Here is a 26,134-nt window from a genome sequence, read left to right on the forward strand (position 1 = left end):
GCTTAGCCGACTGCGGCTCCGCCCTTGAACAGGTGGAGCACGCGGCCTTCCACGCCCTGCTTGTCGAACGGCGTGTTGCCCGCAGCGGCAGCCATCTTGTTCGAATCGACGATCCACGGCTTGTCCGGATCGACCACGGCCAGATCGGCCTGGTGGCCCACTTGCAGCTGGCCGGCATCGACGCCCAGCAATTGCGCCGGGTTGGTGGCGAGCAGGGCGAAGGCGCGGGCAAGATCAAACACGCCATCGCGCACCAGTCCCAGCGTCAGCGGCAGCAGCGTTTCCGCCCCCGCCATGCCGGGTTCGGCATCGGAGAAGGGCAGACGCTTGTCCTCTGGCCCGCGCGGATCGTGGCCGGAGGAAATGACGTCGATCGTGCCATCGGCCAATGCCGCGCGCACGGCTTGCCGGTCCGCCTCTGATCGCAGCGGCGGGGAGAGGCGGGTGAAGGTGCGGAAATCGCCTAGCGCCACGTCCGACAGCATGAAATGGGCCGGAGTTACTCCGGCGGTGACGGCCACGCCGCGCGCCTTGGCGGCGCGGACCAGGTCCAGCGCGGCCCGAGTGGTGACCTGCCGGAAGTGGAGCCGCGCTCCGGTCATTTCCGCCAGGGCCAGGTCGCGCGCCACGGCCAGCGCTTCTGCTTCGGCAGGAGCGGAGGGCAGGCCCAGCCGCGTGGCCATTTCCCCTGCCGTGGCAACCGCGCTGCCAGTCAGCCCCTCGTCCTCGGCATGGGTGACGACTGTCAGGCCCAGCATGGCGCAATAGGACATGAGCCGGTGCATCGTGCCGCTGTCGGCAATCCAGTGCCGTCCAGTGGCCACGGCCCTCGCCCCGGCATCGCGCATCAGCGCCAGTTCGGCAATGTCGCCGCCCGCCAGGTCGCGCGTTGCAGCGGCAAGCGGGTGGACCCACAGGTCCGGCTTGCCCGACTGCGCGGCGAAGCGCACGACGGCGGGCTTGTCCAGCACGGTGGCCTGGTCCGGCATCAGCGCGGCGCGGGTGATCCCGCCAAAGTGGAACGCGGGCTTGTCGATCGCGAACACGCCCAGGTCGACCAGTCCGGGCGCGATCAGTGCGCCCTTGGCATCCAGCACGCGGTCTCCGTCCTGTGGTTGGACCGCGCCGCCAAGCGCAACGATCCGGTCCCCTTCGCAGCGCACCGCGCCAAGCTGCGGTTCGCCCTGGGGCAGGACCGGGCGGCCATTGATGATGGTGAGGGGAGCCAGCGTCTTCATGCCCAGCCCTCCACGCCGCGGCTTCGCCGGGTCAGCACGTCCAGGCAGGCCATGCGGATCGCCACGCCCATTTCCACCTGGGTGGTGATGGCGGAGCGGCCCGCCAGGTCGGCCACGTTGCTGTCTATCTCGATCCCCCGGTTCATCGGGCCGGGGTGCATGACCAGCGCATCGGGCTTGGCCTTGGCCAGCCGGTCCAGCGTCAGGCCATAGAGGTGGCGGTATTCGCGCGGGCTGGGGATGAACTGGCCGCTCATCCGTTCCTGTTGCAGGCGCAGCATCATAACCACATCCGCACCATCCAGCGCGGCGTCAAAATCGTGATAGGGGGTCACTTTCAGCGCCTCGATCTCGGCCGGCATCAGCGCGGGCGGGGCGCAGACGCGCACTTCCGCGCCCAGCGTGGTCAGGCAATGGATGTTGGAGCGCGCGACGCGGCTGTGCAGGATGTCGCCGCAGATCGTGACGCGCAGGCCGCCGAAATCGCCCTTGGCGTGGCGGATCGTCAGCGCGTCGAGCAGGCCCTGGGTCGGGTGCTCATGCTGGCCGTCCCCGGCATTGAGCACCGGGCAATCGACCTTTTGCGCGATCAGGCCAACCGCGCCGGAGCTTTGGTGGCGGATGACCATGGCATCGGCGTGCATCGCATTCAGCGTCATCGCCGTGTCGATCAGGGTTTCGCCCTTCTTCACGCTCGATTGGGCAACCTGCATGTTGACCACGTCCGCGCCCAGCCGCTTGCCCGCGATTTCGAACGACAGCAGGGTGCGGGTGGAGTTCTCGAAGAAGGCGTTAATGATCGTCAGGCCGGCGAGGCGGTCCGCCCGCTTCTGCGGCTGGCGGTTGAGTTCGACCCATTGTTCCGCTTCGTCCAGCAGGAACAGGATCTCCCACGGGGCAAGGCCGGCAAGGCCCGTCAGGTGGCGGTGCGGGAAGGCGGCGGAACCGGCTGGGTAGCGGCCCGACTGCGGAGTGTTCGGCGATGTCATTGAAGACGGTGCCTTAGCTACAGTGCCCCAAGGTGGCAAGCGCACCGTGCGGCTTGTCACCCGCCAAATTGTCACCGGCAGATGCAGCATGGCCGCTTATCGACAGCAGACTCGCCATTCTTTTGCGCCCTGCCTATGGGTGGCTGGATAACTTCAAGGGTCTCTGCATGGTTTTCGCGCGCAAGGTTTGGCATTTCCTGGTTGCGATCAAGGACGGGCTCGTCCTGCTGTTCATGCTGCTGTTCTTCTTCGCGCTCTATGCCGTGCTGACCACGCGGCCGAGCGCCGGAACCATGGTGGATGGCGCGCTGCTGCTGCGCCTGCACGGGACCGTGGTGGAAGAACCAGCGGTGCGCGATCCGCTGGAAGACCTGTTTGCCGGTGCCGACCAGCCGCGCGAATACAAGGCCCGCGATATCGTCCGCGCAATTGAACTGGCCGCGACGGACGACCGGATCAAGGCGGTCGCGCTGGACCTGTCGCAGTTCGGCGGCGGCGGGCTGGTGAACCTGCAGGAAATCGGCGAGGCGCTGGACACGGTCCGCGCGGCGAAGAAACCGGTCCTGGCCTATGGCATGGCCTATACCGACGATGGGATGCTGCTGGCGGCCCATGCCAGCGAAGTGTGGCTACACCCGCTGGGCGGCACCTTCATCATGGGGCCGGGCGGCAACCACCTCTACTTTGGCGACTTGCTGAAGCGCTACAAGGTCAACGTCCACGTCTACCGCGTTGGCACCTACAAGGACTTCGTCGAACCCTATCTCTACAACCAGGCCTCCGAACCCTCGAAGGAAGCGCGCCGCGCCTTGCTGAGCGCCGTGTTCGAGGAATGGAAGCGCGACGTGGCCAAGGCGCGTCCCAAGGCCAACCTGCAACTGGTGACGAGCGATCCGGCGGGCTGGCTCGCCGCTGCCCAGGGCGATGCGGCAAAGGCTGCGCTGTCTGCCGGCCTGGTCGACAAGCTGGGCGACGAAGTGGCCTTTGGCGAGCGGGTCAAGGCGCTGGCCGGTGAGGACAAGCTGGACGATGCACCGGGTTCCTTCGCGCGCAACCATTACGAAACGCTGCTTGCCGCCCATCCGGAAGAGGAAGCCGGCGATGCCGTTGCCGTGGTCACGGTCGCGGGCAACATTGTCGATGGCAAGGCTGGCCCTGGCACCGCCGGGGGCGAGCGCATTGCCCGCCTGATCGACGAGGCGAATACCGATGGGGCCAAGGCACTGGTCCTGCGCGTCGATTCGCCGGGCGGCTCGGTCTATGCCTCCGAACAGATTCGCCTGGCGCTGGAACGGTTCAAGGCCAAGGGGCGCCCGGTAGTGGTGTCCATGGGCAATGTCGCGGCCAGCGGCGGCTATTGGGTCTCGACCTCGGCTAGTCGGATTTTTGCCCAACCGGGCACGATCACCGGCTCCATCGGGATCTTTGCCCTGCTGCCCAGCTTTGAGCAGACCCTGGCGGATTTCGGTGTGAAGTCCGACGGGGTCGGCACCACGCCGCTGTCCGGCCAGCCGGACATCCTCGGCGGCTTCTCGCCCGAAGTGGAGCGGATGATCCAGTCGAACATCGAACACAATTATGGCCGCTTCCTGGGCCTGGTCGCCAAGTCGCGCGGCAAGACCCCGCAGCAGATCGATGCCGTGGCGCAGGGCCGCGTCTGGGACGGCGGAACGGCGCGGCAGAACGGACTTGTCGACCAGTTCGGCGGGCTGGACGACGCAATCGGATTCGCGGCCAAGTCGGCCAAGCTGGAGCAGTGGCACCCGCAGTTCTATGGCACCGATGCCGATCCCTATGCCTCGCTGCTGGAACGCCTGATGGGTGAGGACGAAGACAGTTCCGAACCCGGGGCGACCGATCTGGCCGGTGTGATGGCCGTGCAGCAGCGGGCGCGACTGGCCAGCGCAATGGCGGAATTGCAGTGGCTGGGTGGGGTGCGCGGAGCCCAGGCCTATTGCCTGGACTGCACGGTTCCGGCGCGCGGCGTGACCGCTCCCACCGGTTCCGGCTGGCTGGCAAAAGCGGCATCCGTGCTGGGGCTGCGCTAACCTGAAGCGCTAATGCTTGCCCTTTCAGCGCGTGGCCACTAAGGGCCACGCCTTGATTCACACTTCGTCGGGCTTGCGGGCGTGGCGGAACTGGTAGACGCGCTGGTTTTAGGTACCAGTATCGAAAGATGTGGGGGTTCGAGTCCCTTCGCCCGCACCAGGTTCCGCCCGAATGCCCCCGGCGATGAGGATGCAGTTGAAAAGAAGGCTTCATTTGTCATGCAGATTGTCGAGACCAGCAACGAGGGACTGAAGCGCGCCTATACGGTGACGATCAAGGCCACGGACATCGCCGCCAAGATTGACGGCGAAGTCAGCAAGATCGCCCCGCAGGTGCGTATGCCCGGCTTCCGTCCCGGCAAGGTGCCGGCCAACCTGGTCAAGAAGATGCACGGTCCGGCCCTGCATCAGGAAGCGCTGAACACCACCGTGCGCGAAGCGATCGACAAGGTGATTGCCGACAACCAGCTGCGCCCGGCCATGCAGCCGCAGATCTCGCTCGGCGAAGGTTATGAAGAAGGCAAGGACGCCGAACTGACCGTCGACCTGGAAGTGCTGCCGGTCATCGCAACCCCGTCGCTGGACGGGCTGAAGCTGGAAAAGCTGGTCGTGCCGGTTGCCGATTCCGAAGTGGACGAGCAGCTGACCCGCCTCGCATCGGGCGCCAAGAGCTTTGAAGACGCCAAGAAGGGCAAGAAGGCCGAAAACGGCGATCAGCTGATCATCGATTTCGTCGGCAAGCTGGACGGCGTTGAATTCGAAGGTGGCAGCGCCACCGACACCGCGCTGGAACTGGGCGCGGGCCGCTTCATCCCCGGCTTTGAAGAGCAGCTGGTGGGCGTGAAGGCTGGCGACGAAAAGGTCATCACCGTGACCTTCCCGGCCGACTATCCGGCCGAGAACCTGAAGGGCAAGGACGCCACTTTCGACATCACCGTCAAGGCAGTGAAGGTTCCGGGCGAAACCAAGATCGACGACGACTTCGCCAAGTCGCTTGGCCTGGAAAGCCTGGACCAGCTCAAGGGCCTGCTGCGCGGCCAGCTGGAGCAGGAAAGCGCCGGCCTGACCCGCACCCAGATGAAGCGCGCCCTGCTTGACCTGCTGGCTGCCGGCCACGATTTCGACGTGCCCCCCAGCATGGTTGAAGCCGAATTCCAGCAGATCTGGGCGCAGCTGCAGCGCGAAGCCCAGAACGAAGCCGATCCGGAAGCCGCGCTGAAGGAAATCGAGGCCGAGAAGGAAGACTATCGCACCATCGCCGTGCGCCGCGTCCGTCTGGGCCTGCTGCTTTCCGAAATCGGCCAGGCCAACGGCGTGGAAGTCAGCCAGCAGGAAATGCAGATGCTGGTTACCCAGGCGGCGCAGCAGTACCGCATGGAAGACCGCCAGCGCTTCGTGGAATATATCCAGCAGGACCCGCTCGCCGCGGCCCAGCTGCGCGCTCCGCTCTATGAGGACAAGGTCGTCGACTTCCTGTTCGACAAGGCCGAAGTCACCGAACGCGAAGTGACTCGCGAAGAGCTGCAGGCTGCGATCGAAGCAGACGAAACCGCTCCGGCTCCGGCCAAGCCCGCCAAGAAGGCTGCGGCGAAGAAGGAAGCCAAGAAGGACGCTCCGGCCGAGGACAAGTCGGCCAAGGAAGCCAAGCCCAAGGCGGAAAAGAAGGAAACGGCTCCCAAGGCGGAAAAGGCTGAAAAGAAGCCTGCTGCCAAGAAGGCTGCCAAGAAGGACTAAGCCCCTTCGCACCTCGATTTCGAATTCCCAAAGGGCGTCCATCCGGGCGCCCTTTGTTTTTGGGTCGATTGATCCGGGTTAAGCTTCGGCCCGCCCATCGCGGGTCAGACCCTGTCCGCCCCGGCAGGCGGAACGTGCATCATGGGGTGGGGTTTCGCGTTCCCTACGTGAAAGGAGATGACCCAATGTTTGCCCCCAGAATAGCCACAGTCGCAATCGCCGCGGCAACGCTGACGATTGGTACGGCGGCTGCCGCAAGGGCGGTGGGCACCCCCCAACGCAGCGACAAGGTGCCGCACGGCCTGGTCCAGGCATTCGAGCGCCAGGTGCCAGGATTGCTGAACGCGATCCTGCGGACCGAAGGCTCGAACAGCCGTCTTCAGGACCTTCCGGCGAGTCCGTAAGACACCAGAGGCCTCGCCCGTGCGGGCGGGGCCTCACCGTGCCTTGCAGGTGTTGATGCCCAGTAGGGAATAGGGTGGGCACCAGCCGATCAGGCCCGTCAGGAGCGGCACGACGCCCAGCCAGGTCCACGGCGTATAGAGGCCTGAAACAGCCATTCCCAGCAGCACCAGCCCCAGCACGATCCGCAATGTCCGGTCGAATTGTCCAACGTTCCTGGTCACGAGCAAGCCCTCCTTCGCCAATGAACCTGCTGGCGGATCGCCGCCAGCCAGACGAGTCGAGTGTCCTCCCGTTGATCTGTGTTGTCAATTGATCCGCGCCAGATAGAGCAGCCGCGCAATCGGGAAGGGATTTGCCGAGGCGAAGGAGCCTTTCAGCGAGATGCAGATGTGCCGCACGTTCGCGTCATAGGTGCCGCTCGGAGTATAGATGCACTGCGCGAAGCTTGTCGGGGCCGTGGCAGATGAGGAATAGGCGACGCCGGTGGTGGCGCTTTGCGTCAGGGTGACGTTCGCTCCGTTCAGGACGGTCAGCTGCACCGGCCCGGTCCCCGCGCCCGCTCCGTCCGCGTCGCCAGTGAAAAAGGACCAGTTCGCGGGCAGGGTCTGGACCACAAAGGCTCTGTCGGCATCGGCGGAAGCGCCGCCTTCATTGGTCAGCTCGACATTGAACTGCATGTCGTTGCCCGGAATGGCTTTCGCACCCAGGCCAGTGCGGTCGATCACCTGCCAGGTCCGGCTGATCTTCAGCACAGCATAGTTCGGCTGGAGCAGGGTGAAACCGTAACTGTCCGAAGGGCTTGCGCCACTGGTCTGGTTGGCGACGAACTTGATCGTCGAATAGGTGCCCTTCATCTGGATCGCAAAAGAGCTGTTCGAACTGTCGCCTGCGCCGGTGTAGGTCAGCGAGTTGCCGTTGATGACCGGGGCAGTGCCAAAGCTGTGGTCCAACAGTACAAGATTTCCGGACACGTTCGGGACGTCCGGAAAAGTCATCCGCGTTGCGGTCGGGTTGACATAGCTAAACAGCAGGATCGGATTGACCAGGGCATAGGGAGAGCCGCTGCTGGTTACTTGAATGATGTTGGTCGCTGGTGCTGCAAGCGTGCCGGCAAGCACCACCGCCGCCGTGTTGACCGCGCTGGTTATTCCCGGAGTCCCGTTTGTCCCGGTACTCGTGGACCAGTCCAGCCCAAACGTGTTGCCGCCATTGTTGGTCACGGGCGTGCTTGACATCGAAACGTTCAGAGTGGTGGGGGATGCGGTGTTGCGGTTGGTAATCGTCCCAGTCGCCAGGCCGTCAATCACACTGTCAGGCACCCAGTCGACCCAGCTGATCGTCTGCGCTGCGGCGGGCAGCGCAAGGCACACCCAAAATAAGGGGAGAATGGCCAGCCGTGCTATTCTCATTCCACAGTCGCAATCCCGGTTCGCCTGAAGGCCGTGAAGTTCAATATTAACAGCAATCTAACTCCCCATTAAGCACGGACTAGGGCCTTCCCGCAGGTCGGGTCGCAGCTTTGCCATGCCGGTGCAATCTTGCCGGGCAAATCGGGTTAATGCCCTTGAACATCGCGCCTCCAGCGCCGACATAGGCCGTCCAAGCAAGAGGGATTCCCATGATCGACCTGTTCGGCGCGCGCGGCGCGCAAGGAAAGTTCACGACCGACCCGGTCACCGGCGCGCTGATCCCGGTGGTGGTCGAGCAGTCGAGCCGCGGCGAGCGTAGCTTTGACATCTATTCGCGCCTGCTGCGCGAACGCATCATCTTCGTGACCGGTGAGGTTGAGGATCACATGGCCTCGGTCATCGTTGCCCAGTTGTTGTTCCTGGAAAGCGAAAACCCGTCGAAGGACATTTCGATGTACATCAACTCGCCCGGCGGGGTGGTGACGGCGGGCCTCGCGATCCATGACACCATGCAGTACATCAAGCCGCGCGTTTCGACCGTCTGCATCGGCCAGGCCTGCTCGATGGGTTCGTTCCTGCTGGCGGCCGGTGAACCGGGCATGCGCATTGCCCTGCCGAATGCGCGGATCATGATCCACCAGCCTTCGGGCGGCGCGCGCGGCATGGCTTCGGACATCGAGATCCAGGCCCGCGAAATCCTGCGCCTGCGCCAGCGGATGAACCAGCACTATGCGAACTATACCGGCAAGACGCTGGCCGAGATCGAAAAGGCGGTTGACCGCGATACCTGGCTCGATGCTGACGAGGCCAAGGAATTCGGCCTGGTCGACAAGGTCTTCGAAACCCGTCCCGACACCGAAAGCGATGCTTCGGGCTCCGGCGGCGCGCCGGAATAAGCGGGTCTGAACCTTTGCTACGCCTGCCCCTTCAGCTCAGCGCAAGCTGGCGCTGCTATGGGGCAGGATTGAATATTGTGACCGCCGGACTACACTCCCGGCGAATCCCCGCGCTTTGCGGGGCATCTGGATGAAGGCATGACCAAACTGAGCGGATCCGACGCCAAGAGCACTCTCTATTGCAGCTTCTGCGGGAAGTCGCAGCACGAGGTGCGCAAACTGATCGCGGGCCCAACCGTGTTCATTTGCGATGAATGCGTCGAACTGTGCAACGACATCATCCGCGAGGAAACGAAGGCCGGCATCGCTGGCAAGAAGGATGGCGGCGTTCCCAGCCCGAAGGATATCTTCGAAACGCTGAACGACTACGTGATCGGCCAGGACCGCGCCAAGCGCGTCCTCTCGGTCGCGGTGCACAACCACTACAAGCGGCTGAAGCACAGCGGCAAGGGCGGCGACGTCGAACTGTCGAAGTCGAACATCCTGCTGGTCGGCCCGACCGGTTCGGGCAAGACCTTGCTGGCCCAGACGCTCGCCAAGACCTTCGACGTGCCATTCACCATGGCCGACGCCACCACGCTGACCGAAGCTGGTTACGTGGGCGAGGATGTGGAGAACATCATCCTCAAGCTGCTCCAGGCCAGCGACTATAATGTCGAAAAGGCCCAGCACGGCATCGTCTACATCGACGAAATCGACAAGATCAGCCGCAAGGCCGAAAACCCGTCGATCACGCGCGATGTTTCAGGCGAAGGCGTGCAGCAGGCGCTGCTCAAGCTGATGGAAGGCACCACGGCCTCCGTCCCGCCGCAGGGCGGGCGCAAGCATCCGCAGCAGGAGTTCCTCCAGGTCGATACGACCAACATCCTGTTCATCTGCGGCGGCGCGTTCGCCGGTCTGGAAAAGATCATTGCCGATCGCCTGCAAAAGCGATCCATCGGCTTTGGCGCGCACGTTGCCGATCCGGAAAAGCGCCGCGTGGGCGAACTGCTGCAAAAGGCCGAACCGGAAGACCTGCTGAAATTCGGCCTGATCCCCGAATTTGTCGGCCGCCTGCCGGTCATCGCGACGCTGGAAGACCTCGACGTGGAAGCGCTGGTCAAGATCCTGCGCGAACCCAAGAACGCGCTGGTCAAGCAATATGCCAAGCTGTTCGAACTGGAAGACGTGACGCTGACCTTCACCGACGAGGCGCTGGAAGCGATTGCCAAGAAGGCGATCGAGCGCAAGACCGGTGCACGCGGCCTGCGCTCCATCGTCGAAGGCCTGCTGCTCGACACCATGTTCGACATTCCGACCGAACAGGGCATTGCCGAAGTCGTCGTCGACAAGGAAGTGGTCGAAGGCCGCAAGGAGCCTGTCCGCGTCCTCAAGGGCAAGGAAGAGGCGGCCTGAGCGGCGGCACTTCACAGCTCTGACTGGTAAACAGAACGGGCGGCGTTTCCAGATCGGAAGCGCCGCCCGCTTTGTTTTTGCCTGACCGGGCTGCGTCAGTCCCGATCTAGTGGCAGGCGCGGCAATCCTCGGCATTCCGCTCGACCTGGATGGTCGTGTGGTGGATGCCGAAATGGTCTTCCAGCTCGTGCGCGATCTCTTGCAGAAAAGCGTCGCCGGGTGCGCCTGCGGGCATGACCAGGTGAGCGGTCAGCGCGCTTTCAGTCGTGCTCATGCCCCAGATGTGGAGGTCGTGGACAGCGGCAACGCCGGGCAGGCCGGACAGGTAGGTTCGCACCCCGTCCTCATCGACATCACGCGGCACGCCGAGCAGCCCCATCTTGATTGAATCCTTCAGCAGCCCCCAGCTCGCCCAGCCCAGGCCCAGGGTGATGACCAGGCTGGTCGCCGGGTCGATCCAGTTCTTGCCGGTCAGCACGATGGCGAGGCCCGCCAGGACCACGCTAGCGGAGACGATTGCATCGGCCATCAGGTGCATGAAGGCCGCGCGCAGGTTCAGGTCATTGCGGCTGCCGCGCATGAACAGCAGGGCCGAGAACAGGTTCACCGCGATCCCGATGCCCGCGACGATCATCACTTGCGAACCGTTGACAGGCGCGGGCTCCCACAGGCGCTGCACGGTTTCCAGCAGGACTGCGCCCAGCGCCACCCACAGCAGCGCCGCATTGGCAATCGCCGCCAGGATGGACGAGCTTTTCAGGCCATAGGTAAAGCCCGGACCGGGCGGACGCGCGGCCAGGATGCTGGCACCCCAGGCCAGCAGCAGGGCCAGCACGTCGCCCAGGTTGTGCCCGGCATCGGCCAGCAGCGCGGTCGATCCGCTGACAAAGCTTGCCGCGACTTCCGCGACGATGAACAGGCCGTTGAGCGCAATGGCCAGGGCGAAGGCCGGACCGTGGCTGGAACCGTGGTGATGATGGCCATGGTGACCATCGCCATGACCATGCCCGTGCCCGTGGTGCCCGTGACTGCCGTGAAAATGATGATGCGCGCCGCCCATGTGGTCTCCTTAAAAACGGGCGTTGCACAAATGCCGCAGTGCAGCAAGAATCGTTTGAAGCGGATTCCGGGTGCGTCACTGAAACGTTCGCATTGCAGCGTAATCTGGAAATTTTATTTCTCAAACCCAGATTCCAGTGACAGGATGTGTCTATGCGGAATTAGGGGCACTTCCGGACTGCGGACTAGTCTCGAAACTGTCACACGGACATGTTTTTCGTCCCCCCGCGCTTCTCTATGAGCCGCCTTTAATGGTCCTAATGTTGCGATTCGCGCGCAGGAGGGCCTCTCGCTTTTGCGCAATTTCTCTGCCCGAGTCGTCGGGCGCCAACGGGGATAGTCGAATGCAGTTCAAGTTTTTCCTTGCCGCCAGCGCTGCCAGCGTATCGCTCGCCTGTGGTCTTGCCGCTCCTGCCTATGCGCAGGAAACCTCGTCCTCCATCCGCGGTGTCGTTGAAGGGCCGAGCGGCCCGGTCGCTGGCGCGACTGTCGTTGTGGTTCACGAACCTTCGGGCACCACGTTGAACACCACCACCTCGGCAGACGGCAGCTTTGCAGCCAACGGCCTGCGCGTCGGCGGTCCTTTCACTGTTACCGTCGATGCACCCGGCCTGGAAACGGCGCAGGTGAACGAAGTCTATCTGCAAGCCGGTCTTCCGGTCCGCCTTCCGATCAAGCTTGAATCGGCGCGTGAAATCGTTGTTACCGGTGCGTCGATCCAGCCGAAGATTGCCCTTTCGGATGGCCCGACGACGGCTCTGGGCCGTGCGGAAATCGAATCCGCCGCTTCGATCAACCGCGACATCCGCGACCTTGCCCGCCGCGATCCGCTGGCTACGATCGACCTGACAAACAGCCGCGCGATCGAAATCGCCGGCAACAACGGCCGTCTTAACCGCTTCTCGGTCGACGGCATGCAGATGTCGGACGACTTCGGTCTGAACAACGGTGGTCTGCCGACCAGCCGCGGCCCGGTTCCGTTCGACGCGATCGAACAGTTCTCGGTCAAGGTTGCTCCCTACGACATCGCCGAAGGCGACATGCAGGGCGGCGCGATCAATGTCGTGCTGCGTTCGGGTTCGAACAAGCTGCATGGCGGCGCGTTCTTCTCGTACACCGATGACAGCCTGACCGGCAGCAAGAGCCGCGACAAGACCGTTGCCCTGGACTTCAATTCCAAGCAGTTCGGTGGCTGGGTCTCGGGCCCGCTGGTCAAGGACAAGCTGTTCTTCATGGCCGCCTATGAGCGCACCAAGGAAGGTCAGCCGCTGGAAGCCGGTGTTGGTGCAGGTTTTGCCAACCAGGTCCCGGGCATCACCCAGGCGAACATCGACACCGTCACGAACATTGCCAAGACCCGCTATGGCTATGATACCCAGGGCCTGATTTCGACCACCCAGGAAGAGGACGAGAAGATCGTCGCCAAGCTGGACTGGAACGTCAACGACGCGCATCGCGCCTCGCTGACCTACATCCGCAACGTCGGCACGAACCAGTTCCAGCAGAACACGTTCCTCACGCCGTCTTACGGCCTGGGTCTACAGTCGAACGGCTATGAACTGCGCGAAGAAGTGAACTCGGGAACCTTCGAGCTGAATTCGACCTGGTCGGACGTTTTCTCGACGACGGCGCGTGTTTCGTATCGCGATTACAACCGCGATCAGACCCCGTTCGGTGGTCGTAACTTCCCGCAGATGCAGGTCTGCCTTGATCCGGGTTCACTGGATTCCAGCGGCAACCCGGTAACTGCGGGCTCGAGCGCCACTTCTTGCGATGCAGGTAGCAACAGCGCTAGCCTCTATTTTGGTCCGGACGTTTCGCGTCAGTCGAACGATCTGAACACCGAAAACTTCTCCGCCGACCTCACGGCGCGGGTCGAACTGGGCGCACACTCGCTGCGCCTGATGGCCGGTTACACGAACGTTCACGTCTACAACCTGTTCCTGCAGCGTTCGCTGGGCGACTTCTATTTCGACTCCATCGCGGCATTCAACGCCGGGATTGCCAGCCGTCTGCGCTATGCCAATGCGGTTCCTTCGAACGATCCGAACGATGCAGCTGCTGACTTCAACACCCGCAACTGGACCTTCGGGATCCAGGACGACTTCCAGGTCACCGATGAACTGTCGATGACCCTGGGTGTCCGTTACGACCTGTTCGACAATGGCCCGCTGCCGGCGCTGAATTCCAATTATGCCGGACGCTATGGTTTCAGCAACCGCGAAACCTTCAAGGGCCGAGGCCTGTTCCAGCCGCGCTTTGCGCTGAACTGGAACCCGACTGAGCGTCTGGCGGTCAAGGCTGGCGTCGGCATTTTCGGCGGTGGTACGCCGGACGTTTACCTGTCGAACGTCTATTCGAACACGGGCCAGCTGACCAATGCGATCGACATCAACCGCAGCAACTGCGGCACTTCGAGCACGTGCAACGCACTGGGCACCCTGACTGCTCCGCTGACGGGCGGCACCATTCCGAGCAGCGTGGTCAATTTCCTGACCACGAATACTTCAGCGCTCGCAGCTGCCCCGACCGACGGGATCGACCCCAACCTGAAGCTGGCCAACAAGATGAAGGCAACGCTGGGCGTCGACTATGAAGCCGACCTTGGCGCGCTGGGCGATGGCTGGCTGTTCGGCATCCAGCTGGTCTATGACAAGACCATCCAGGGCTACATGTGGCAGGATCTGCGCTCGGTCGCCCTGGGCACGCTGCCCGATGGCCGCACCCGCTATGGTCCGTATGGCGGTTCTGCAACCACCAACCGCGACCTGCTGCTGACCAATACCAAGGATGGCCGCGCGTTCTTCCAGACCTTCCGGTTTGAAAAGCGCTTTGGCGATCTGACCGTCGATGGCAGCTACACCCATGCGAACGTCAAGGACCGTTCGGCGATGACCTCGTCGACCTCCTCGTCGAACTATGGCAACAATGCCTTCGTCGATCCGAACCTGCCGGAATACGGCCGCTCGGTGTACGAATATACCCATCAGGCAAAGTTCGGTCTGAACTACCGTCACGCTTTCTTCGGTGACAACAAGACCACTCTGGGTCTGTTTGGCGAATACCGTACCGGTCGTCCCTACAGCCTGACCATGCTGGACCGTTCCAGCGGTCGCGGCACCGTGTTCGGCACGGTCGGCAACCTCAGCGGCATGCTGCTTTACGTTCCGACCGGTGCGAACGACCCGAAGGTCTCGTTCGACACCACGGCCAGCGAAACGGCGTTCAACGAGCTGGTTACCTCGCTTGGCCTGGAGCAGTACCGCGGCAAGATCGTTCCGAAGAACAGCCAGACCTCGCCGGACTTCTTCAAGGTAGACCTGCACTTCGGTCAGGAACTGCCGGTGCCCATGGTTGAAGGCGGCAAGTTCGAACTGTTCGTCGACGTCGAAAACCTGCTCAACATGATCGACAAGGACTGGAGCTCGCTCCGTCAGGTCCAGTTCCCGTACAACGCGTCGCTGGTGACGGTGAACTGCGCAACCTTCAGCACCGATGGCAAGAGCTGCACCAAGTATCAGTACAGCCGCGTCACCGCTCCCAATGAAGTGCTGCAGACGCGCCAGTCGCTCTACGGCGTTCGTGTGGGCGTGAAGGTCAAGTTCTGATCCGACCGATCAAACTGAAACGGGAAGGGGCGCTTCGGCGCCCCTTCTTTTTTGTCCGGGCTGTTCAGCGGTAGACGCAGGCGTCGAGCGCGGCGTTGCGGACCACGCCGCTGCGGGCGGCGATGGTGTTGCCGTGGCGGCGGGTGAAGCCGCCGGGGGAAACGACTTCGCGGCGCTTGGGGGCGGGCAGGGCGGCGGCGATGCGGGCGGCTTCGGTCCGGGTGAGCTGGGCCGCGCTGTGGCGGAAATAGCGCTGGGCGCCTGCCTCCACTCCGTAGGTCCCGATCCCGGTTTCCGCGACGTTGAGGTACACCTCCATGATCCGGCGCTTGCCCCAGATGTTCTCGATCAGGAAAGTGAACCACACTTCCAGCCCCTTGCGGGCATAGCGGGTCCAGCCGGTCCCTTGCCACAGGAAGACATTCTTTGCCGTCTGCTGGCTGATGGTCGATCCGCCGCGCAGGCGGCTGGAGCGGGCGTTGCGCTCGATCGCCTTCTCGATGGCTTCGGCGTCAAAGCCGCTGTGGGTGCAGAACTTCGCGTCCTCGCCCGCGATCACCGCCGCTACCATGTCGCGGTCGATCCGGCTGAGCGGGGTCCAGGTCTTGTCGAAGCCGTTGGGGTCCAGGATCATGGTCAGGGTCACTGGCACCGGGACCCATTTGAAGATAACCGTGGCGCCAATGCTGACCAGCAGGAAACCAGCCAGGATTCGTCCGATCCAGCCGGCCGCGCGGCGGGGGAAATTGCGAAGCTTGGCGGTGCGTGCGCCCTGGTTTGACCGTCCCATAGGCGACTGAATGTAATGCGGCGCGGGCGGGCTGCAACAAAAAGGGGGCCGGATCGCTCCAGCCCCCCATTCGCGTGCCAGTCTGGCTGACTTACATGCCCGAACCCGGACCGTAGGTGATTTCCACCCGGCGGTTCTGGAGTTCGCGCACACCGTCGGCAGTCGGGACACGCGGGTTGTTTTCACCAAAGCCCTGGCTGGTGATCGCGCCCGAGGGAACCCCGCGCGAGGTCAGGTAAGCCTGGACCGAGGCGTTGCGGCGTTCCGAAAGCCCCTGGTTGTACTGCGCCGAACCAGAGCGGTCGGCATAACCGGCCAGCATGATCGGCACGTTGGCGCAGCTGCCATAGGCGGTGACCGCGCTATCCAGGATGGACGCTGCTTCCGGCGTGATGTCCGAACGGTCCCAATCGAAGAACACGATGTAGGGGCCCTTGTTGCAGACTGAAGCAACCGGCGGAGGCGGGGGCGGCGGCGGAGGCGGAGGCGGCGGAGGCGGCGGAGGCGGCGGGGGCGGCGGAGCGGCCGGTTCGCCGAAGTTGTAGGCCAGCGACACCAGCAGCGAGTGTGAACGCCACTTGCTTGACACTTCGCGGCCCAGACCATCGACCATGTCGACATTGTTGACGTTGAAGAAGCGGTACTTCAGGCCGAGGTCCCAACGGTTGCTGATCGGGGTGCGGATCCCGGCCAGGGCCTGCCAAGCAAGGCCGCCGTCGCTGTCATCCAGCCAGCCGGGGCCAGCAGCGTCGGTGCTGATCTCATGCTTGACGTTGGCATAGCCCACGCCGCCGCCGATGAAGCCTTGCAGGCCATCGTCCGGACCGAAATCGATCAGGGCATTGGCCATGATGCTGAGGGCGCTGTGCTTGCCGCCCACGTTCTCGTCTTCAAGACGGCCCGTGAACAGGTTGGTGTTGGAAGCGCGCGGGACGCCGACCGTGGCGGTCAGGCCATCCGGGTTGGCACCCTTGTACGAACCTTCGGCTTCGAGGCGGAACGATCCGAAGTCATAGCCGACCATGAAGCCGGCGTCGGCGCCAATGTCGTGATCGACGGTCACGGCGTCGGCCGTGGTGCCGATATCGAACTTGGTATCCTCAAGCTTCATGCCGCCCGCGTCGAGTTCCATGTACCAGGAATCGTCGCGCGCCATGGCGGGTGTCGCGAGCACGGTGGTGGCCAAGGCCAGCCCAATGATCGTCTTACGCATGTTTACCTTCCCCTTACTACAGGATTTACCCGGACGCTTCGTCATCTCTGAACGGTCAGTTCCCGGGACCTGTTGCGATTAGAGTACAATTCAACGGCTATTCCGGCGCCACACAGCCGTGTTCATCGGCACCGTAGCGGACAACGAAAACGGGGCCGGAAAGTTCCGGCCCCGTTCAGGATTGCTTCAATTTAGGTAAGGATCAGGCGGCGGGCAGCAGCCGCTTTTCGCCCGCAATGCGCAGCATGGCCTTTTGCAGCTTTTCAAAGGCGCGCACCTCGATCTGGCGCACCCGTTCGCGGCTGACGTTATATTCCTGGCTCAATTCTTCCAGGGTGCGCGGATCGTCGATCAGGCGGCGCTGGGTGAGGATGTGACGCTCCCGCTCGTTCAGGCTGTCCATCGCTTCGACCAGCAAGGCGTGGCGGTTGCCCGCTTCCTGTGCGTCTTCGACGATCTGGTCCTGAAGCGGGCCGCTGTCTTCCAGCAGGTCCTGCCACTGGCCTTCGCCTTCGTCATTGAACGAGATGTTGAGCGAAGCATCGCCGCCCATCATCATCCGGCGGTTCATGTTGACCACTTCCTGCTCGGACACGCCAAGATCGGTCGCGATCTTGCGCACGTCGTCAGGGTGCAGGTCGGTATCCTCGTAAGCGTCGAGGTTCTTTTTCATGCGGCGCAGGTTGAAGAACAGCTTCTTCTGCGCGGCGGTGGTGCCCATCTTGACCAGCGACCAGCTACGCAGGATGAATTCCTGCATCGAAGCCTTGATCCACCACATGGCATAGGTCGCCAGGCGGAAGCCGCGATCGGGTTCGAACTTCTTGACGCCCTGCATCAGGCCGATGTTGCCTTCGGCAATCAGTTCGGAAACCGGCAGGCCATAGCCGCGATAGCCCATCGCGATCTTGGCCACGAGCCGCAGGTGGCTGGTCACCAGCTGCTTGGCTGCTTCCGGGTCCTGGTGTTCGGCAAAGCGCTTGGCGAGCATGTATTCCTGCTCAGCCGTCAGTACCGGGAATTTCTTGATCTCCGCCAGATAGCGATTCAGGCCCTGCTCACCGCCAAGGGTGGGCATGGTCGATCCGCCATTGCTGCTGGATTTGCGTTCGGGTTCGGACATCTGACTTAACCGTCCTTTCAAAGTCGGCTCACCCTTGAAGGAACCCTATAGAGGCATTCCATGGCGGCGGCCACATGGATTAAAGTGCTAACACACAAGCCGTGCTTTAGCTCCTCAATTCGACCAACAGCCCGGCCATGTCGGCAGGCAACTTGCTCTCAAAGCGCAGTTTTGCCCCCGTGACCGGGTGGATGAAGCCCAGCACTGCGGCATGCAGCGCCTGTCGGGCGAAGTGAAGCTGGGTGAGGATCGGGCGAAGCCGCTGGGGAGTGCGTCCATAGACAGGATCGCCCAATAGCGGATGGCCGATTGACGACATATGAACGCGGACCTGGTGGGTTCTCCCGGTCTCAAGGCGGCATTCGACCAGGGCCGAACCGCCGAGCTGTTCTATCGTCTTGAAATGGGTGACCGCGTGCTTGCCCCGACCGTCTTCGACCAGGGCCATCTTCTTGCGATTGGTGGAAGAACGCGCAATCGACCCGCGCACCGTTCCGGCAGGCGGCGCCGGGTGGCCTGCGACGAGGGCAAAATAGGCGCGCTCGATCGAGTGGTCGGCAAATTGCCGGGCCAGCCCCTCATGGGCGGCGTCGGTCTTGGCGACGACCAGCAGGCCAGAGGTATCCTTGTCGATGCGGTGGACGATGCCTGGACGAGCCACGCCGCCGATCCCGGAAAGCTGGCCCCGGCAATGGTGAAGCAGCGCATTGACCAGCGTCCCGTCGAGATTGCCCGCAGCCGGGTGGACGACCAGGCCGGCGGGCTTGTCCACTACGATCAGGTATTCGTCCTCGTACACGATGTTCAGCGGGATATCCTGCGCCTCGGCCTCAGCCGGAATGGCGGCGGGGACGCGGATTTCAAAGGAGGTATCGGCAGCCGGCTTGAAGCTGGCCTGGGTCACGGCCTTGCCGTCCAGCAGCACGCGGCCTTCGCCCAGCAGGGCCTTTACCCGCTCGCGCGACAGGCCGCTGGCTTCGGCCAGGGCCTTGTCGAGCCGCTGGCCCGCTTCGGCCACTACGCCGGAAATGATGGAATCTCCCCCGTTCATTGCTAGCTAGTTGGGTATGGACCTTGAAGTGACAAGTGGCGCAATTGCCACACTGCGGGAAGAAGCGACATTGGCAGCGCCCCATGAATGCTGCGGCCTGCTGCTGGGGCAGGGACACCGCATAGACCGCGCGGTGCCTGCGGCCAATGTCCATTCCGATCCGGCCCGCCATTTCGAGATCGATCCGGCCGTGCTGGTCGCGGCGCTGCGGGCAGAGCGGCAGGGCGGAGCGCGAGTGATGGGCTATTACCATTCGCATCCCAACGGGCTTGCCGCCCCCTCTGCGCAGGACCGCGCCTGCGCCAGCGGCGATGGCCGCATCTGGGCCATTGTCGCTGCGGGCGGCGTGACGTGGTGGCGCGACGATAAAGAGGGATTCGAAGCGCTTTCCCTGCGACTCGTGGAAGGCTAAGGGGAAGGGGTAACCATTCAGGGACGCCAATGACCGACACCTCGCACGACCTTTCCCCGCTCGACCTGGCCAGCCTGCTCTGTTCGCGCCTTTGCCACGATCTGCTCAGCCCGGTGGGTGCGCTGTCGAACGGTCTGGAGCTTCTGGCCGAGGAGCGGGACCCGGAAATGCGCAAGCGGTGCATGGAACTGCTGGAGCAGTCGGCCCGCACCAGCGCGGACAAGCTGAAGTTCTTCCGCTTGGCCTTTGGCGCGGCAGGCGGTTTCGGCGAAGCGGTTTCGGTGGAAGAGCCCAAGGCGCTGATCGAGGCGCTGGTGGCGGGCAATGCGCGGATTACGCTGAACTGGGCGCTGGGCACCGGCTCGCTGCCCAAGCCGGCGGTGAAAGTCCTGCTCAACCTGGCCCATATCGCGATTGACGCGCTGGTGCGCGGCGGCACGCTGGATATCGGGGCAGAGGTGCGCGACGGGGCGAGCGAGATCGTGGTCCGCGCGGCAGGGCCGAAGACCGCCTTCGATCCGGTCATCGGCCGCGCGCTGGATGGCAAGCTGGGGGCTGGGGAACTGAGCAGCCGCACGGCTCCGGCCCACATGATCCAGCAGCTTGCGGCCAGCCTGGGCGGCGGGCTGCAATATGCGCTGGGTGACGATGCCCTGGTGATGGGCGCGGTCTTGCCGGGATAAGCCGGACGGGTGCGGGAGGGGCCTTGACGTGTCAGAACTGATCCACTGCGAAAGCCCCTCGCCCAACTGGAACGAGCGCAAGCTGCCGATTTCGATGGTGGTGCTCCACTATACCGGCATGGAAACCGCCGAGGCCGCGCTGGAGCGGCTGTGCAGCGAGGAAGCGGAAGTTTCCGCCCACTACATGATCGAGGAGAACGGCACGGTGCACCGCCTGGTGCGCGAGGATCGCCGCGCCTGGCATGCGGGGCGATCCTACTGGCGCGGCGTGACCGACGTGAATTCCGCCGCAATCGGGATCGAACTGGTCAATCCGGGGCACGAGTTCGGCTATCGCCCGTTCCCCGATGCCCAGATGGAGGCGCTGTTGCCCTTGCTGGCCGACATGGTCCAGCGTCACGACATCCCGCGCGCCAACGTGGTCGGTCATTCCGACGTGGCCCCGGCGCGCAAGGAGGATCCGGGCGAACTGTTCGACTGGGATCTGCTAGCCGCGCACCGCCTGGCGCTGCGCACGCCGCGCGTGACCCGGCCCAGTCCGTTCGAGAACGACGGCGCCTTCTTCCTCGCGCTGGAGCGCTGGGGTTATGACATTTCCGACCAGCAGGCCGCCGTCCGCGCCTTTCAGCGCCGCTGGCGTCCGCACATCATCGACGGACAGGTCGACGGCGAATGTTCCGCCATTCTTTTCTCTTTATTGTTGGACCGCGACGAGGGACGCACTAGATAGCCCCTTGCCAGGGGGCCGGGCAGCCGCGCTATCCGTCAGGATATCGAGGAAAGTCCGGGCTCCACGAAACAAGGGTGGCGGGTAACGCCCGCCGGGCGACTTGCTTGCAGGGAAGCCCAGGGAAAGTGCCACAGAGAGCAGACCGCCTCGACCAGTTTGAGGTAAGGGTGAAAGGGTGCGGTAAGAGCGCACCGGGGGCCTGGTAACAGGACTCGCACGGCAAACCCCACCCGGAGCAAGACCGAATAGGGGCGGCGCGTCCTTCCGCAAGGAGGGACAGGTCAGTTTCGGACCCGACCGCCCGGGTTGGTTGCTAGAGCGGCGGAGCAATCCGTCGCCAAGAGGAATGGCTGCCAGCGCGGATACGGTCCCCCGTGGGATACCGTCCGCGCTACAGAACCCGGCTTACAGGCCCCCTGGCGTTTTACGGCCTGCCCACGCTGACGTAGCTGAAGCCCTTGGCCCGCACTTCCGCCGGATCATAGACATTGCGCAGGTCCACCAGCACCGGAGCGGCGATCTTCTTGATCCGGTCAAGGTCGAGCGCGCGGAAGGCGTCCCACTCGGTCACGATCACGGTCGCATCGGCGCCTTCGATGGCGGCATAGGCATTGGGCTGCATCGCGACTTCGGGCATCAGCGGCCTCGCCTGCTCCATACCTTCCGGATCGTAGCCGGCCACTTCCACGCCGGCATCGGCCAGCGCCTGAGCAATGGCGATGGAGGGGGCATCGCGCATGTCATCGGTGTTCGGCTTGAAGGTCAGGCCCAGCAGGGCAACCTTCTTGCCCCGCGCGGAATCCATCCCGCCCAGCGCTTCGATTACCTTGCGGCCCATGGCGCGCTTGCGGGCGTCGTTGACCTTGACCACGGCCTCGACGATCCGGGTCGGCGCTTCGTAGTCTTCCGCCGTCTTGAGCAGGGCCAGCGTGTCCTTGGGGAAGCACGATCCGCCATAGCCCGGTCCGGCGTGGAGGAACTTGGAGCCGATGCGCCCGTCCATCCCGATCCCGCGCGCCACGTCCTGCACGTCGGCTCCAACCTTTTCACACAGGTCGGCCATTTCGTTGATGAAGGTGATCTTCACCGCCAGGAAGGCATTGGCCGCGTACTTGATCAATTCCGAGCTGCGGCGGCTGGTGAACAGGATAGGTGATTTGTTGAGGAACAGCGGGCGGTAGACCTCGTTCATCACGCTGCGCGCCCATTCGTCATCCGTACCGACGACGATCCGGTCGGGATGCTTGAAATCGCCGATCGCCGCGCCTTCGCGCAGGAATTCGGGATTGGAGGCGACCGCGAACTTCACGCCGGGATTGGCCTCGGTCAGGATGCGCTCCACCTCGTCTCCCGTGCCGACCGGGACGGTCGACTTGGTGACGATCACCGCCGGTTGCTTCAGATTCCGCCCGACTTCTTCCGCCACGGCATAGACGAACGACAGGTCGGCATGGCCATCGCCGCGGCGGCTGGGGGTGCCGACCGCGATGAAGATCGCGCTGGCATCGGCAATCCCCTCGGCCAGATCGGTGGTAAAGGTCAGGCGTCCGGCCTTGACGTTGGAGGCGACGAGTTCCGCCAGTCCCGGCTCGTAAATCGGCATGATCCCGGCTTGCAGGCTTTCGATCTTGGCCGGGTCCTTGTCGATGCAGACGACATCGTGGCCGAAATCGGCAAAGCAGGCACCCGAAACCAGCCCGACATAGCCCGAGCCGACCATTGCGATCTTCATGACAAACTCCTTTGCGACACTGTGATTGTATCGCCATCAGTGCTGGTTTGTATCACCCAGCGCTCCGTTCCTTCCAGGCCCAGCGCGGTCAGCTGGCCGGAAGCGTAAGCGCCCGTATCGATGCCGATCCGGCTGGGGGCAAGTTCAACCTCATCGTAGATCGTGTGGCCATAGACGACCGTCATGCCCAGATCCTCGGTCGAGGTGGTGAATGTTTCGCGGATCCAGCGCAGGTCGCCCGCGCGTTGCTGCTCCAGGGGCAAGCCGGGGCGAATTCCGGCGTGGACGAACAGGTAGTCGCCCACCCGAATCATTTCTTCCATCGCCTGCATGAAGGCCAGGTCCTCTGCCGGGACGACCGCGCGCATGATCGCCTGCGTTTCGGGCAGAGTCGCTTCGCCGTAGACTTTGGGATCGACCGGATAGGACAGGACCGTCTCGCGCCCGCCATGGCGCAGGAAATGGCGCAGCACGTCTTCCTTGGTGAAGGCGTCGAGGAACATTTCCTCATGATTGCCCATCAAGGCCCGCAAGGGGCGCGCGGCCCGCCATTCGCGCGCCAGGCGCAGCACCCCGGCGCTGTCCGGGCCGCGGTCAACCAGGTCGCCCAGCAGCACGACCAGGCTTTCCCCGCCGCCGCGCTGGCGATGATCGGCCTCGATTGCCTCGATCAGCACGGCGAACAGGTCGGCCCGGCCATGAATGTCGCCCACTGCATAGACCCGCTGCCCATCCGGAACGGCGGACTGCGGCGCGCTGGGCGCGGGGCCAAGGAGGTTGCGGATCCGGGATAGCATGGGCGGTGTTCTGCCCTGCCTATAGCCGCCGCCGTGTTGCGGAACAATGGCAGCGGCCATCCGTTGCGAGAATGTCACAGTTCGGCCCCTCCGCGCAATGAAGTGTCACCTGACGCCTTGTGCGGTGCAGCAAAAGTGTGCACCTTGTTGTTGTCTTGGCGAAAGGCCTCCGAAAACGAGGGGCCGCGCTAGGACAGCAGGTGGGACGAAGCTGAAGCCCAATCAAAGGAAGATTGTCATGCTCACGTCCGTCCGCGGCCTTCTTGCCGCTACTCTGATCGCCGGTTGCGGAATGGCCGCCACGCCCGCATTTGCCGACGAAACCGATCCGCCTTCCGACGTCACCGTCACCGGCAACGTTGCTCTGGTGAGCGACTACCGCTTCCGCGGCATCTCGCTTTCGGGCGGCGATCCGGCCATCCAGGGTTCGATCAACGTCAATCACAGCAGCGGCCTTTACGCCGGGATCTGGGGATCGAGCCTTGAGGATTCCGATGTCTATGGTTCGCTCGAAACCGATTTCTACGCCGGCTGGACCGGAGAGGTTTCGCCGGGCCTGACCGCAGACGCAGGGCTGACCTACTACGTCTATTTCAACGGCACCGTCGGCGATGCCAATTACTTCGAGCCTTATGTCTCGCTGACCAAGACGCTTGGTCCGGTCAGCGCCAAGGCTGGCGCGGCCTATGCGTGGAAGCAGGATTCGCTGGGCGGTGACGACAACCTCTACCTCTACACCGACTGGACCCTGGGCGTTCCGAACACGCCGGTCTCGGTCGCGGCGCACCTGGGCTACACCGATGGCGCGCTGTCGCCGAAGGTGCTCACCGGTGCAGGTACCGGCGGCGGCTGGGACTACTCGCTGGGCGCAAGCTATGCGGTGACCAAGAACCTTTCGGCCAGCGTCAGCTATGTCGGCGTGGATGGTACTTCGGTGGACAGCCTGTCCAACGATGCCGTCGTCGCTTCGCTGAAGTACGCATTCTAAGCGGCCATCGGTGAAACGAAAGGCCCGCTCCGGATTGCCGGGGCGGGCCTTTTCGCGTTAGGGTGGCGGCATGAGCAAATTTCTCCACACCATGATCCGCGTCACCGATCCCGAGGCCACGATTGCCTTCTTCGAACTGTTCGGCGTGAAGGAAGTTCGCCGCTTTGATAGCGAGCAGGGCCGTTTCACCCTGATCTTCCTCGCCGCCGAAGGGCAGGAAGGCGTCGCTGAAGTGGAACTGACCTACAACTGGCCGCCCGAGGATGGCGAGGCCGAAGTCTACACCGGCGGGCGCAATTTCGGGCATCTCGCCTATCAGGTGGAGAACATCTACGAGACGTGCCAGCGGGTGCTGGACGCGGGCCACACCGTCCACCGCCCGCCGCGCGACGGGCACATGGCCTTTATCAAGAGCCCGGACGGGATCTCGGTCGAACTGTTGCAGAACGGCCGCCTGCCCCCGCAGGAGCCCTGGGCCAGCATGCCCAATACGGGAACCTGGTAAGACCCGCCTAGGCTGGTCTGGCCGAGAAGCGAAGCACCAGGTAGCCGCCCAACGCGGAAGCCAGCGAGCCGAGCAGCACGCCCAGCTTTGCCTCTTCCACCAGCTCCGGGCTGGTGGGGAAGCCTAGCTGGGCGATGAACAGGCTCATCGTAAAGCCGATCCCGCATAGCAGGGCCATGCCCCACAGCTGCGGCCAGGTCGCGCCGCTGGGTAGCTGCGCCAGCCGCAGGCGGTGCGCGGCCCAGATCGTGCCGAGGATGCCCGCCTGCTTGCCCAGGAACAGGCCCAGCGCAATGCCCAGCGGCAGCGGCGAAGCGATGGCTGCCAGCGAAATCCCGCCCAGCGCGACACCCGCATTGGCAAAGCCGAACAACGGCACGATGAAATAGGCGCTGAGCGGCGCCATCGCATGCTCCATCCGCAGCAGCAGGCTATCGCCGTTACGGTCAAGCTTCATCGGCACGGTCAAGGCCGCGAGGACCCCCGCCACCGTGGCGTGGACGCCGGAATTGAGCACGGCAAACCACAGTGCGCCGCCCACGACAGCATAGGGCCAGGCGCGGGTGATGCCCATGCGGTTCAGCGCCGCCAGGCCCGCCAGCAAGCCCGCCGCGAAAGCCAGCCAGCCCAGCTTGAGCGTTGAAGTGTAGAACAGGGCAATGATCGCCACCGCGCCCAGATCGTCGACGATGGCCACGGTCAGCAGGAACAGGCGCAGGCTTGCCGGAGCGCGCTTTCCGATCAGCGCCAGCACGCCCAGGGCAAAGGCGATGTCGGTCGCTGCCGGGATCGCCCAGCCGCGCGACAGGCCCGCCGTGCCTCCCGCAATCGCAATGTAGATCAGCGCGGGAACGGCCATGCCCGCCGCTGCGGCCATGACCGGCAGGCGCCGCCGGTCCGGCCGGGACAGTTCCCCGTCCAGCACCTCGCGTTTGATTTCCAGGCCCACGACAAAGAAGAACAGCGCCATCAGCGCATCGTTGATCCACAGGTGCAGCGTGTTCAGCTTGGCAATCGGGCTCCACGGCAGAGTGCCATGAAACAGCTGATGGTAAGCGTGGGCGAGCGGCGAATTGGCGGCAAGGATGGCCGCGAGCGCAACGGCGATCAGCAGGATGCCTGCGCCGGCCTCGCCCCCTAACGTGCGCGCTATTCTTGCTGCCAGTCGGCCCAGTGGATGATGTTGCCTTGTCATGGGTTCAGTTCGCGCAGTTTACCCGGTTTGGCAAGGGAGAGTCGCTGCGGACCGTATCATTGAACTGCTTGCTTGCATTCCAGTAAATAACTGGAAAGCGACACTTTAATTTCAGTTTTCGGCGTGGGGCGCGT

General features: G+C 63.8%; 23 protein-coding genes, 1 tRNA gene and 1 other RNA gene. 13 read left to right on the top strand and 12 right to left on the bottom strand.

What is annotated here, in order from left to right; translation table 11 throughout:
* Positions 1–2 precede the first annotated feature (2 nt).
* Positions 3–1,238, bottom strand: a complete 1,236-nt coding sequence (locus ACQKOE_RS07930; protein ID WP_427512309.1) for a dihydroorotase — start codon at positions 1,236–1,238, stop codon at positions 3–5.
* Complete coding sequence (locus tag ACQKOE_RS07935) at positions 1,235–2,227, bottom strand: aspartate carbamoyltransferase catalytic subunit (RefSeq protein WP_427512310.1); 993 nt, start codon at positions 2,225–2,227, stop codon at positions 1,235–1,237. Before ACQKOE_RS07935 ends, ACQKOE_RS07930 begins: the two co-directional genes overlap by 4 nt.
* 167 nt (positions 2,228–2,394) lie before the next feature.
* On the opposite strand from ACQKOE_RS07935, the gene sppA reads away from it, so the two are divergent.
* From sppA to ACQKOE_RS07955, 4 genes are all read left to right on the top strand, one after another.
* Positions 2,395–4,275, top strand: a complete 1,881-nt coding sequence (sppA, locus tag ACQKOE_RS07940) for a signal peptide peptidase SppA (protein WP_427512311.1) — start codon at positions 2,395–2,397, stop codon at positions 4,273–4,275.
* Between the two features lie 75 nt (positions 4,276–4,350).
* Positions 4,351–4,435 (top strand) — tRNA-Leu (locus ACQKOE_RS07945).
* Positions 4,436–4,494: 59 nt separating this feature from the next.
* The gene (gene tig / locus ACQKOE_RS07950) at positions 4,495–6,009 is read left to right on the top strand and encodes a trigger factor (RefSeq protein WP_427512312.1); all 1,515 of its coding nucleotides are present in this window, start codon (positions 4,495–4,497) and stop codon (positions 6,007–6,009) included.
* Positions 6,010–6,194: 185 nt separating this feature from the next.
* Complete coding sequence (locus ACQKOE_RS07955) at positions 6,195–6,413, top strand: hypothetical protein (RefSeq protein WP_427512313.1); 219 nt, start codon at positions 6,195–6,197, stop codon at positions 6,411–6,413.
* 33 nt (positions 6,414–6,446) lie between these two features.
* On the opposite strand, the gene ACQKOE_RS07960 is transcribed toward ACQKOE_RS07955, so the two are convergent.
* Positions 6,447–6,635, bottom strand: coding sequence for a YgaP family membrane protein (locus ACQKOE_RS07960; protein ID WP_374588494.1), 189 nt, complete (start codon positions 6,633–6,635; stop codon positions 6,447–6,449).
* 84 nt (positions 6,636–6,719) lie between these two features.
* A complete protein-coding gene (locus tag ACQKOE_RS07965) occupies positions 6,720–7,784 on the bottom strand; it encodes a hypothetical protein (protein WP_427512314.1) in 1,065 nt (354 codons plus the stop codon).
* Positions 7,785–8,032: 248 nt separating this feature from the next.
* Here ACQKOE_RS07965 and clpP point away from each other — a divergent pair, with 248 nt between their 5' ends.
* Together clpP and clpX are read left to right on the top strand one after the other, a co-directional pair.
* Entirely contained in the window at positions 8,033–8,719 is a 687-nt protein-coding gene (gene clpP, locus ACQKOE_RS07970; protein ID WP_427512315.1) for an ATP-dependent Clp endopeptidase proteolytic subunit ClpP, read from the top strand.
* Between the two features lie 138 nt (positions 8,720–8,857).
* Positions 8,858–10,114 (top strand): ATP-dependent Clp protease ATP-binding subunit ClpX, encoded by a 1,257-nt coding sequence (clpX, locus tag ACQKOE_RS07975; RefSeq protein WP_374588500.1) that lies wholly within the window; start codon positions 8,858–8,860, stop codon positions 10,112–10,114.
* A gap of 106 nt (positions 10,115–10,220) precedes the next feature.
* Here clpX and ACQKOE_RS07980 read toward each other — a convergent pair whose 3' ends face one another.
* Complete coding sequence (locus ACQKOE_RS07980) at positions 10,221–11,174, bottom strand: cation diffusion facilitator family transporter (RefSeq protein WP_427512316.1); 954 nt, start codon at positions 11,172–11,174, stop codon at positions 10,221–10,223.
* A 343-nt stretch (positions 11,175–11,517) separates the two neighbouring features.
* Here ACQKOE_RS07980 and ACQKOE_RS07985 point away from each other — a divergent pair, with 343 nt between their 5' ends.
* Positions 11,518–14,781, top strand: a complete 3,264-nt coding sequence (locus tag ACQKOE_RS07985; protein WP_427512317.1) for a TonB-dependent receptor — start codon at positions 11,518–11,520, stop codon at positions 14,779–14,781.
* A 64-nt stretch (positions 14,782–14,845) separates the two neighbouring features.
* Here ACQKOE_RS07985 and mtgA read toward each other — a convergent pair whose 3' ends face one another.
* The 4 genes from mtgA to ACQKOE_RS08005 form a co-directional block, all read right to left on the bottom strand.
* Positions 14,846–15,571 carry a monofunctional biosynthetic peptidoglycan transglycosylase gene (mtgA, locus tag ACQKOE_RS07990; protein ID WP_427512318.1) on the bottom strand — a complete coding sequence of 242 codons (726 nt, stop codon included), beginning with the start codon at positions 15,569–15,571 and terminating at the stop codon, positions 14,846–14,848.
* A gap of 91 nt (positions 15,572–15,662) precedes the next feature.
* On the bottom strand, positions 15,663–16,784 hold the full coding sequence (locus tag ACQKOE_RS07995) for an OmpA family protein (protein WP_427512319.1): 1,122 nt from the start codon (positions 16,782–16,784) through the stop codon (positions 15,663–15,665).
* A 202-nt stretch (positions 16,785–16,986) separates the two neighbouring features.
* A complete protein-coding gene (gene rpoH / locus ACQKOE_RS08000; RefSeq protein ID WP_374588510.1) occupies positions 16,987–17,907 on the bottom strand; it encodes an RNA polymerase sigma factor RpoH in 921 nt (306 codons plus the stop codon).
* 106 nt (positions 17,908–18,013) lie between these two features.
* Positions 18,014–18,958 carry an RluA family pseudouridine synthase gene (locus tag ACQKOE_RS08005; protein WP_427512320.1) on the bottom strand — a complete coding sequence of 315 codons (945 nt, stop codon included), beginning with the start codon at positions 18,956–18,958 and terminating at the stop codon, positions 18,014–18,016.
* Positions 18,959–18,986: 28 nt separating this feature from the next.
* On the opposite strand from ACQKOE_RS08005, the gene ACQKOE_RS08010 reads away from it, so the two are divergent.
* From ACQKOE_RS08010 to rnpB, 4 genes are all read left to right on the top strand, one after another.
* The gene (locus ACQKOE_RS08010) at positions 18,987–19,370 is read left to right on the top strand and encodes a Mov34/MPN/PAD-1 family protein (protein WP_427512321.1); all 384 of its coding nucleotides are present in this window, start codon (positions 18,987–18,989) and stop codon (positions 19,368–19,370) included.
* 29 nt (positions 19,371–19,399) lie between these two features.
* Positions 19,400–20,053 (top strand): histidine phosphotransferase family protein, encoded by a 654-nt coding sequence (locus ACQKOE_RS08015; RefSeq protein ID WP_427512322.1) that lies wholly within the window; start codon positions 19,400–19,402, stop codon positions 20,051–20,053.
* A gap of 94 nt (positions 20,054–20,147) precedes the next feature.
* Complete coding sequence (locus ACQKOE_RS08020) at positions 20,148–20,783, top strand: N-acetylmuramoyl-L-alanine amidase (protein ID WP_427512485.1); 636 nt, start codon at positions 20,148–20,150, stop codon at positions 20,781–20,783.
* 7 nt (positions 20,784–20,790) lie between these two features.
* An RNA gene (gene rnpB, locus ACQKOE_RS08025) (RNase P RNA component class A) lies at positions 20,791–21,207 on the top strand.
* Here rnpB and ACQKOE_RS08030 read toward each other — a convergent pair.
* Positions 21,208–22,515 (bottom strand): UDP-glucose dehydrogenase family protein, encoded by a 1,308-nt coding sequence (locus ACQKOE_RS08030; protein WP_427512323.1) that lies wholly within the window; start codon positions 22,513–22,515, stop codon positions 21,208–21,210.
* Positions 22,512–23,312 carry a metallophosphoesterase family protein gene (locus ACQKOE_RS08035; RefSeq protein ID WP_427512324.1) on the bottom strand — a complete coding sequence of 267 codons (801 nt, stop codon included), beginning with the start codon at positions 23,310–23,312 and terminating at the stop codon, positions 22,512–22,514. The genes ACQKOE_RS08030 and ACQKOE_RS08035 overlap by 4 nt, the downstream gene beginning before the upstream one ends.
* A gap of 238 nt (positions 23,313–23,550) precedes the next feature.
* Between ACQKOE_RS08035 and ACQKOE_RS08040 the strand changes: the two genes are divergently transcribed.
* Positions 23,551–24,300, top strand: coding sequence for a TorF family putative porin (locus ACQKOE_RS08040; protein ID WP_374588522.1), 750 nt, complete (start codon positions 23,551–23,553; stop codon positions 24,298–24,300).
* A gap of 70 nt (positions 24,301–24,370) precedes the next feature.
* Complete coding sequence (locus ACQKOE_RS08045) at positions 24,371–24,805, top strand: VOC family protein (RefSeq protein WP_427512325.1); 435 nt, start codon at positions 24,371–24,373, stop codon at positions 24,803–24,805.
* 7 nt (positions 24,806–24,812) lie between these two features.
* On the opposite strand, the gene nhaA is transcribed toward ACQKOE_RS08045, so the two are convergent.
* Complete coding sequence (gene nhaA, locus ACQKOE_RS08050) at positions 24,813–26,000, bottom strand: Na+/H+ antiporter NhaA (protein WP_427512326.1); 1,188 nt, start codon at positions 25,998–26,000, stop codon at positions 24,813–24,815.
* Positions 26,001–26,134 lie beyond the last annotated feature (134 nt).

Origin of the sequence: Novosphingobium sp. NPDC080210 (assembly GCF_050281025.1) — a bacterium.
GTDB lineage: Bacteria > Pseudomonadota > Alphaproteobacteria > Sphingomonadales > Sphingomonadaceae > Novosphingobium.

Coding starts and splice junctions, on each gene's coding strand:
- ACQKOE_RS08035 (WP_427512324.1), bottom strand. CDS start 23,312: ATGCTATCCCGGATCCGCAACCTCCTTGGCCCCGCGCCCAGCGCGCCG.
- ACQKOE_RS08020 (WP_427512485.1), top strand. CDS start 20,148: ATGGTGGTGCTCCACTATACCGGCATGGAAACCGCCGAGGCCGCGCTG.
- clpP (WP_427512315.1), top strand. CDS start 8,033: ATGATCGACCTGTTCGGCGCGCGCGGCGCGCAAGGAAAGTTCACGACC.
- ACQKOE_RS07980 (WP_427512316.1), bottom strand. CDS start 11,174: ATGGGCGGCGCGCATCATCATTTTCACGGCAGTCACGGGCACCACGGG.
- ACQKOE_RS07955 (WP_427512313.1), top strand. CDS start 6,195: ATGTTTGCCCCCAGAATAGCCACAGTCGCAATCGCCGCGGCAACGCTG.
- ACQKOE_RS08005 (WP_427512320.1), bottom strand. CDS start 18,958: ATGAACGGGGGAGATTCCATCATTTCCGGCGTAGTGGCCGAAGCGGGC.
- ACQKOE_RS08015 (WP_427512322.1), top strand. CDS start 19,400: ATGACCGACACCTCGCACGACCTTTCCCCGCTCGACCTGGCCAGCCTG.
- mtgA (WP_427512318.1), bottom strand. CDS start 15,571: ATGGGACGGTCAAACCAGGGCGCACGCACCGCCAAGCTTCGCAATTTC.
- sppA (WP_427512311.1), top strand. CDS start 2,395: ATGGTTTTCGCGCGCAAGGTTTGGCATTTCCTGGTTGCGATCAAGGAC.
- rpoH (WP_374588510.1), bottom strand. CDS start 17,907: ATGTCCGAACCCGAACGCAAATCCAGCAGCAATGGCGGATCGACCATG.
- clpX (WP_374588500.1), top strand. CDS start 8,858: ATGACCAAACTGAGCGGATCCGACGCCAAGAGCACTCTCTATTGCAGC.
- tig (WP_427512312.1), top strand. CDS start 4,495: ATGCAGATTGTCGAGACCAGCAACGAGGGACTGAAGCGCGCCTATACG.
- nhaA (WP_427512326.1), bottom strand. CDS start 26,000: ATGACAAGGCAACATCATCCACTGGGCCGACTGGCAGCAAGAATAGCG.
- ACQKOE_RS07935 (WP_427512310.1), bottom strand. CDS start 2,227: ATGACATCGCCGAACACTCCGCAGTCGGGCCGCTACCCAGCCGGTTCC.
- ACQKOE_RS07985 (WP_427512317.1), top strand. CDS start 11,518: ATGCAGTTCAAGTTTTTCCTTGCCGCCAGCGCTGCCAGCGTATCGCTC.
- ACQKOE_RS08040 (WP_374588522.1), top strand. CDS start 23,551: ATGCTCACGTCCGTCCGCGGCCTTCTTGCCGCTACTCTGATCGCCGGT.
- ACQKOE_RS08030 (WP_427512323.1), bottom strand. CDS start 22,515: ATGAAGATCGCAATGGTCGGCTCGGGCTATGTCGGGCTGGTTTCGGGT.
- ACQKOE_RS07995 (WP_427512319.1), bottom strand. CDS start 16,784: ATGCGTAAGACGATCATTGGGCTGGCCTTGGCCACCACCGTGCTCGCG.
- ACQKOE_RS07930 (WP_427512309.1), bottom strand. CDS start 1,238: ATGAAGACGCTGGCTCCCCTCACCATCATCAATGGCCGCCCGGTCCTG.
- ACQKOE_RS08045 (WP_427512325.1), top strand. CDS start 24,371: ATGAGCAAATTTCTCCACACCATGATCCGCGTCACCGATCCCGAGGCC.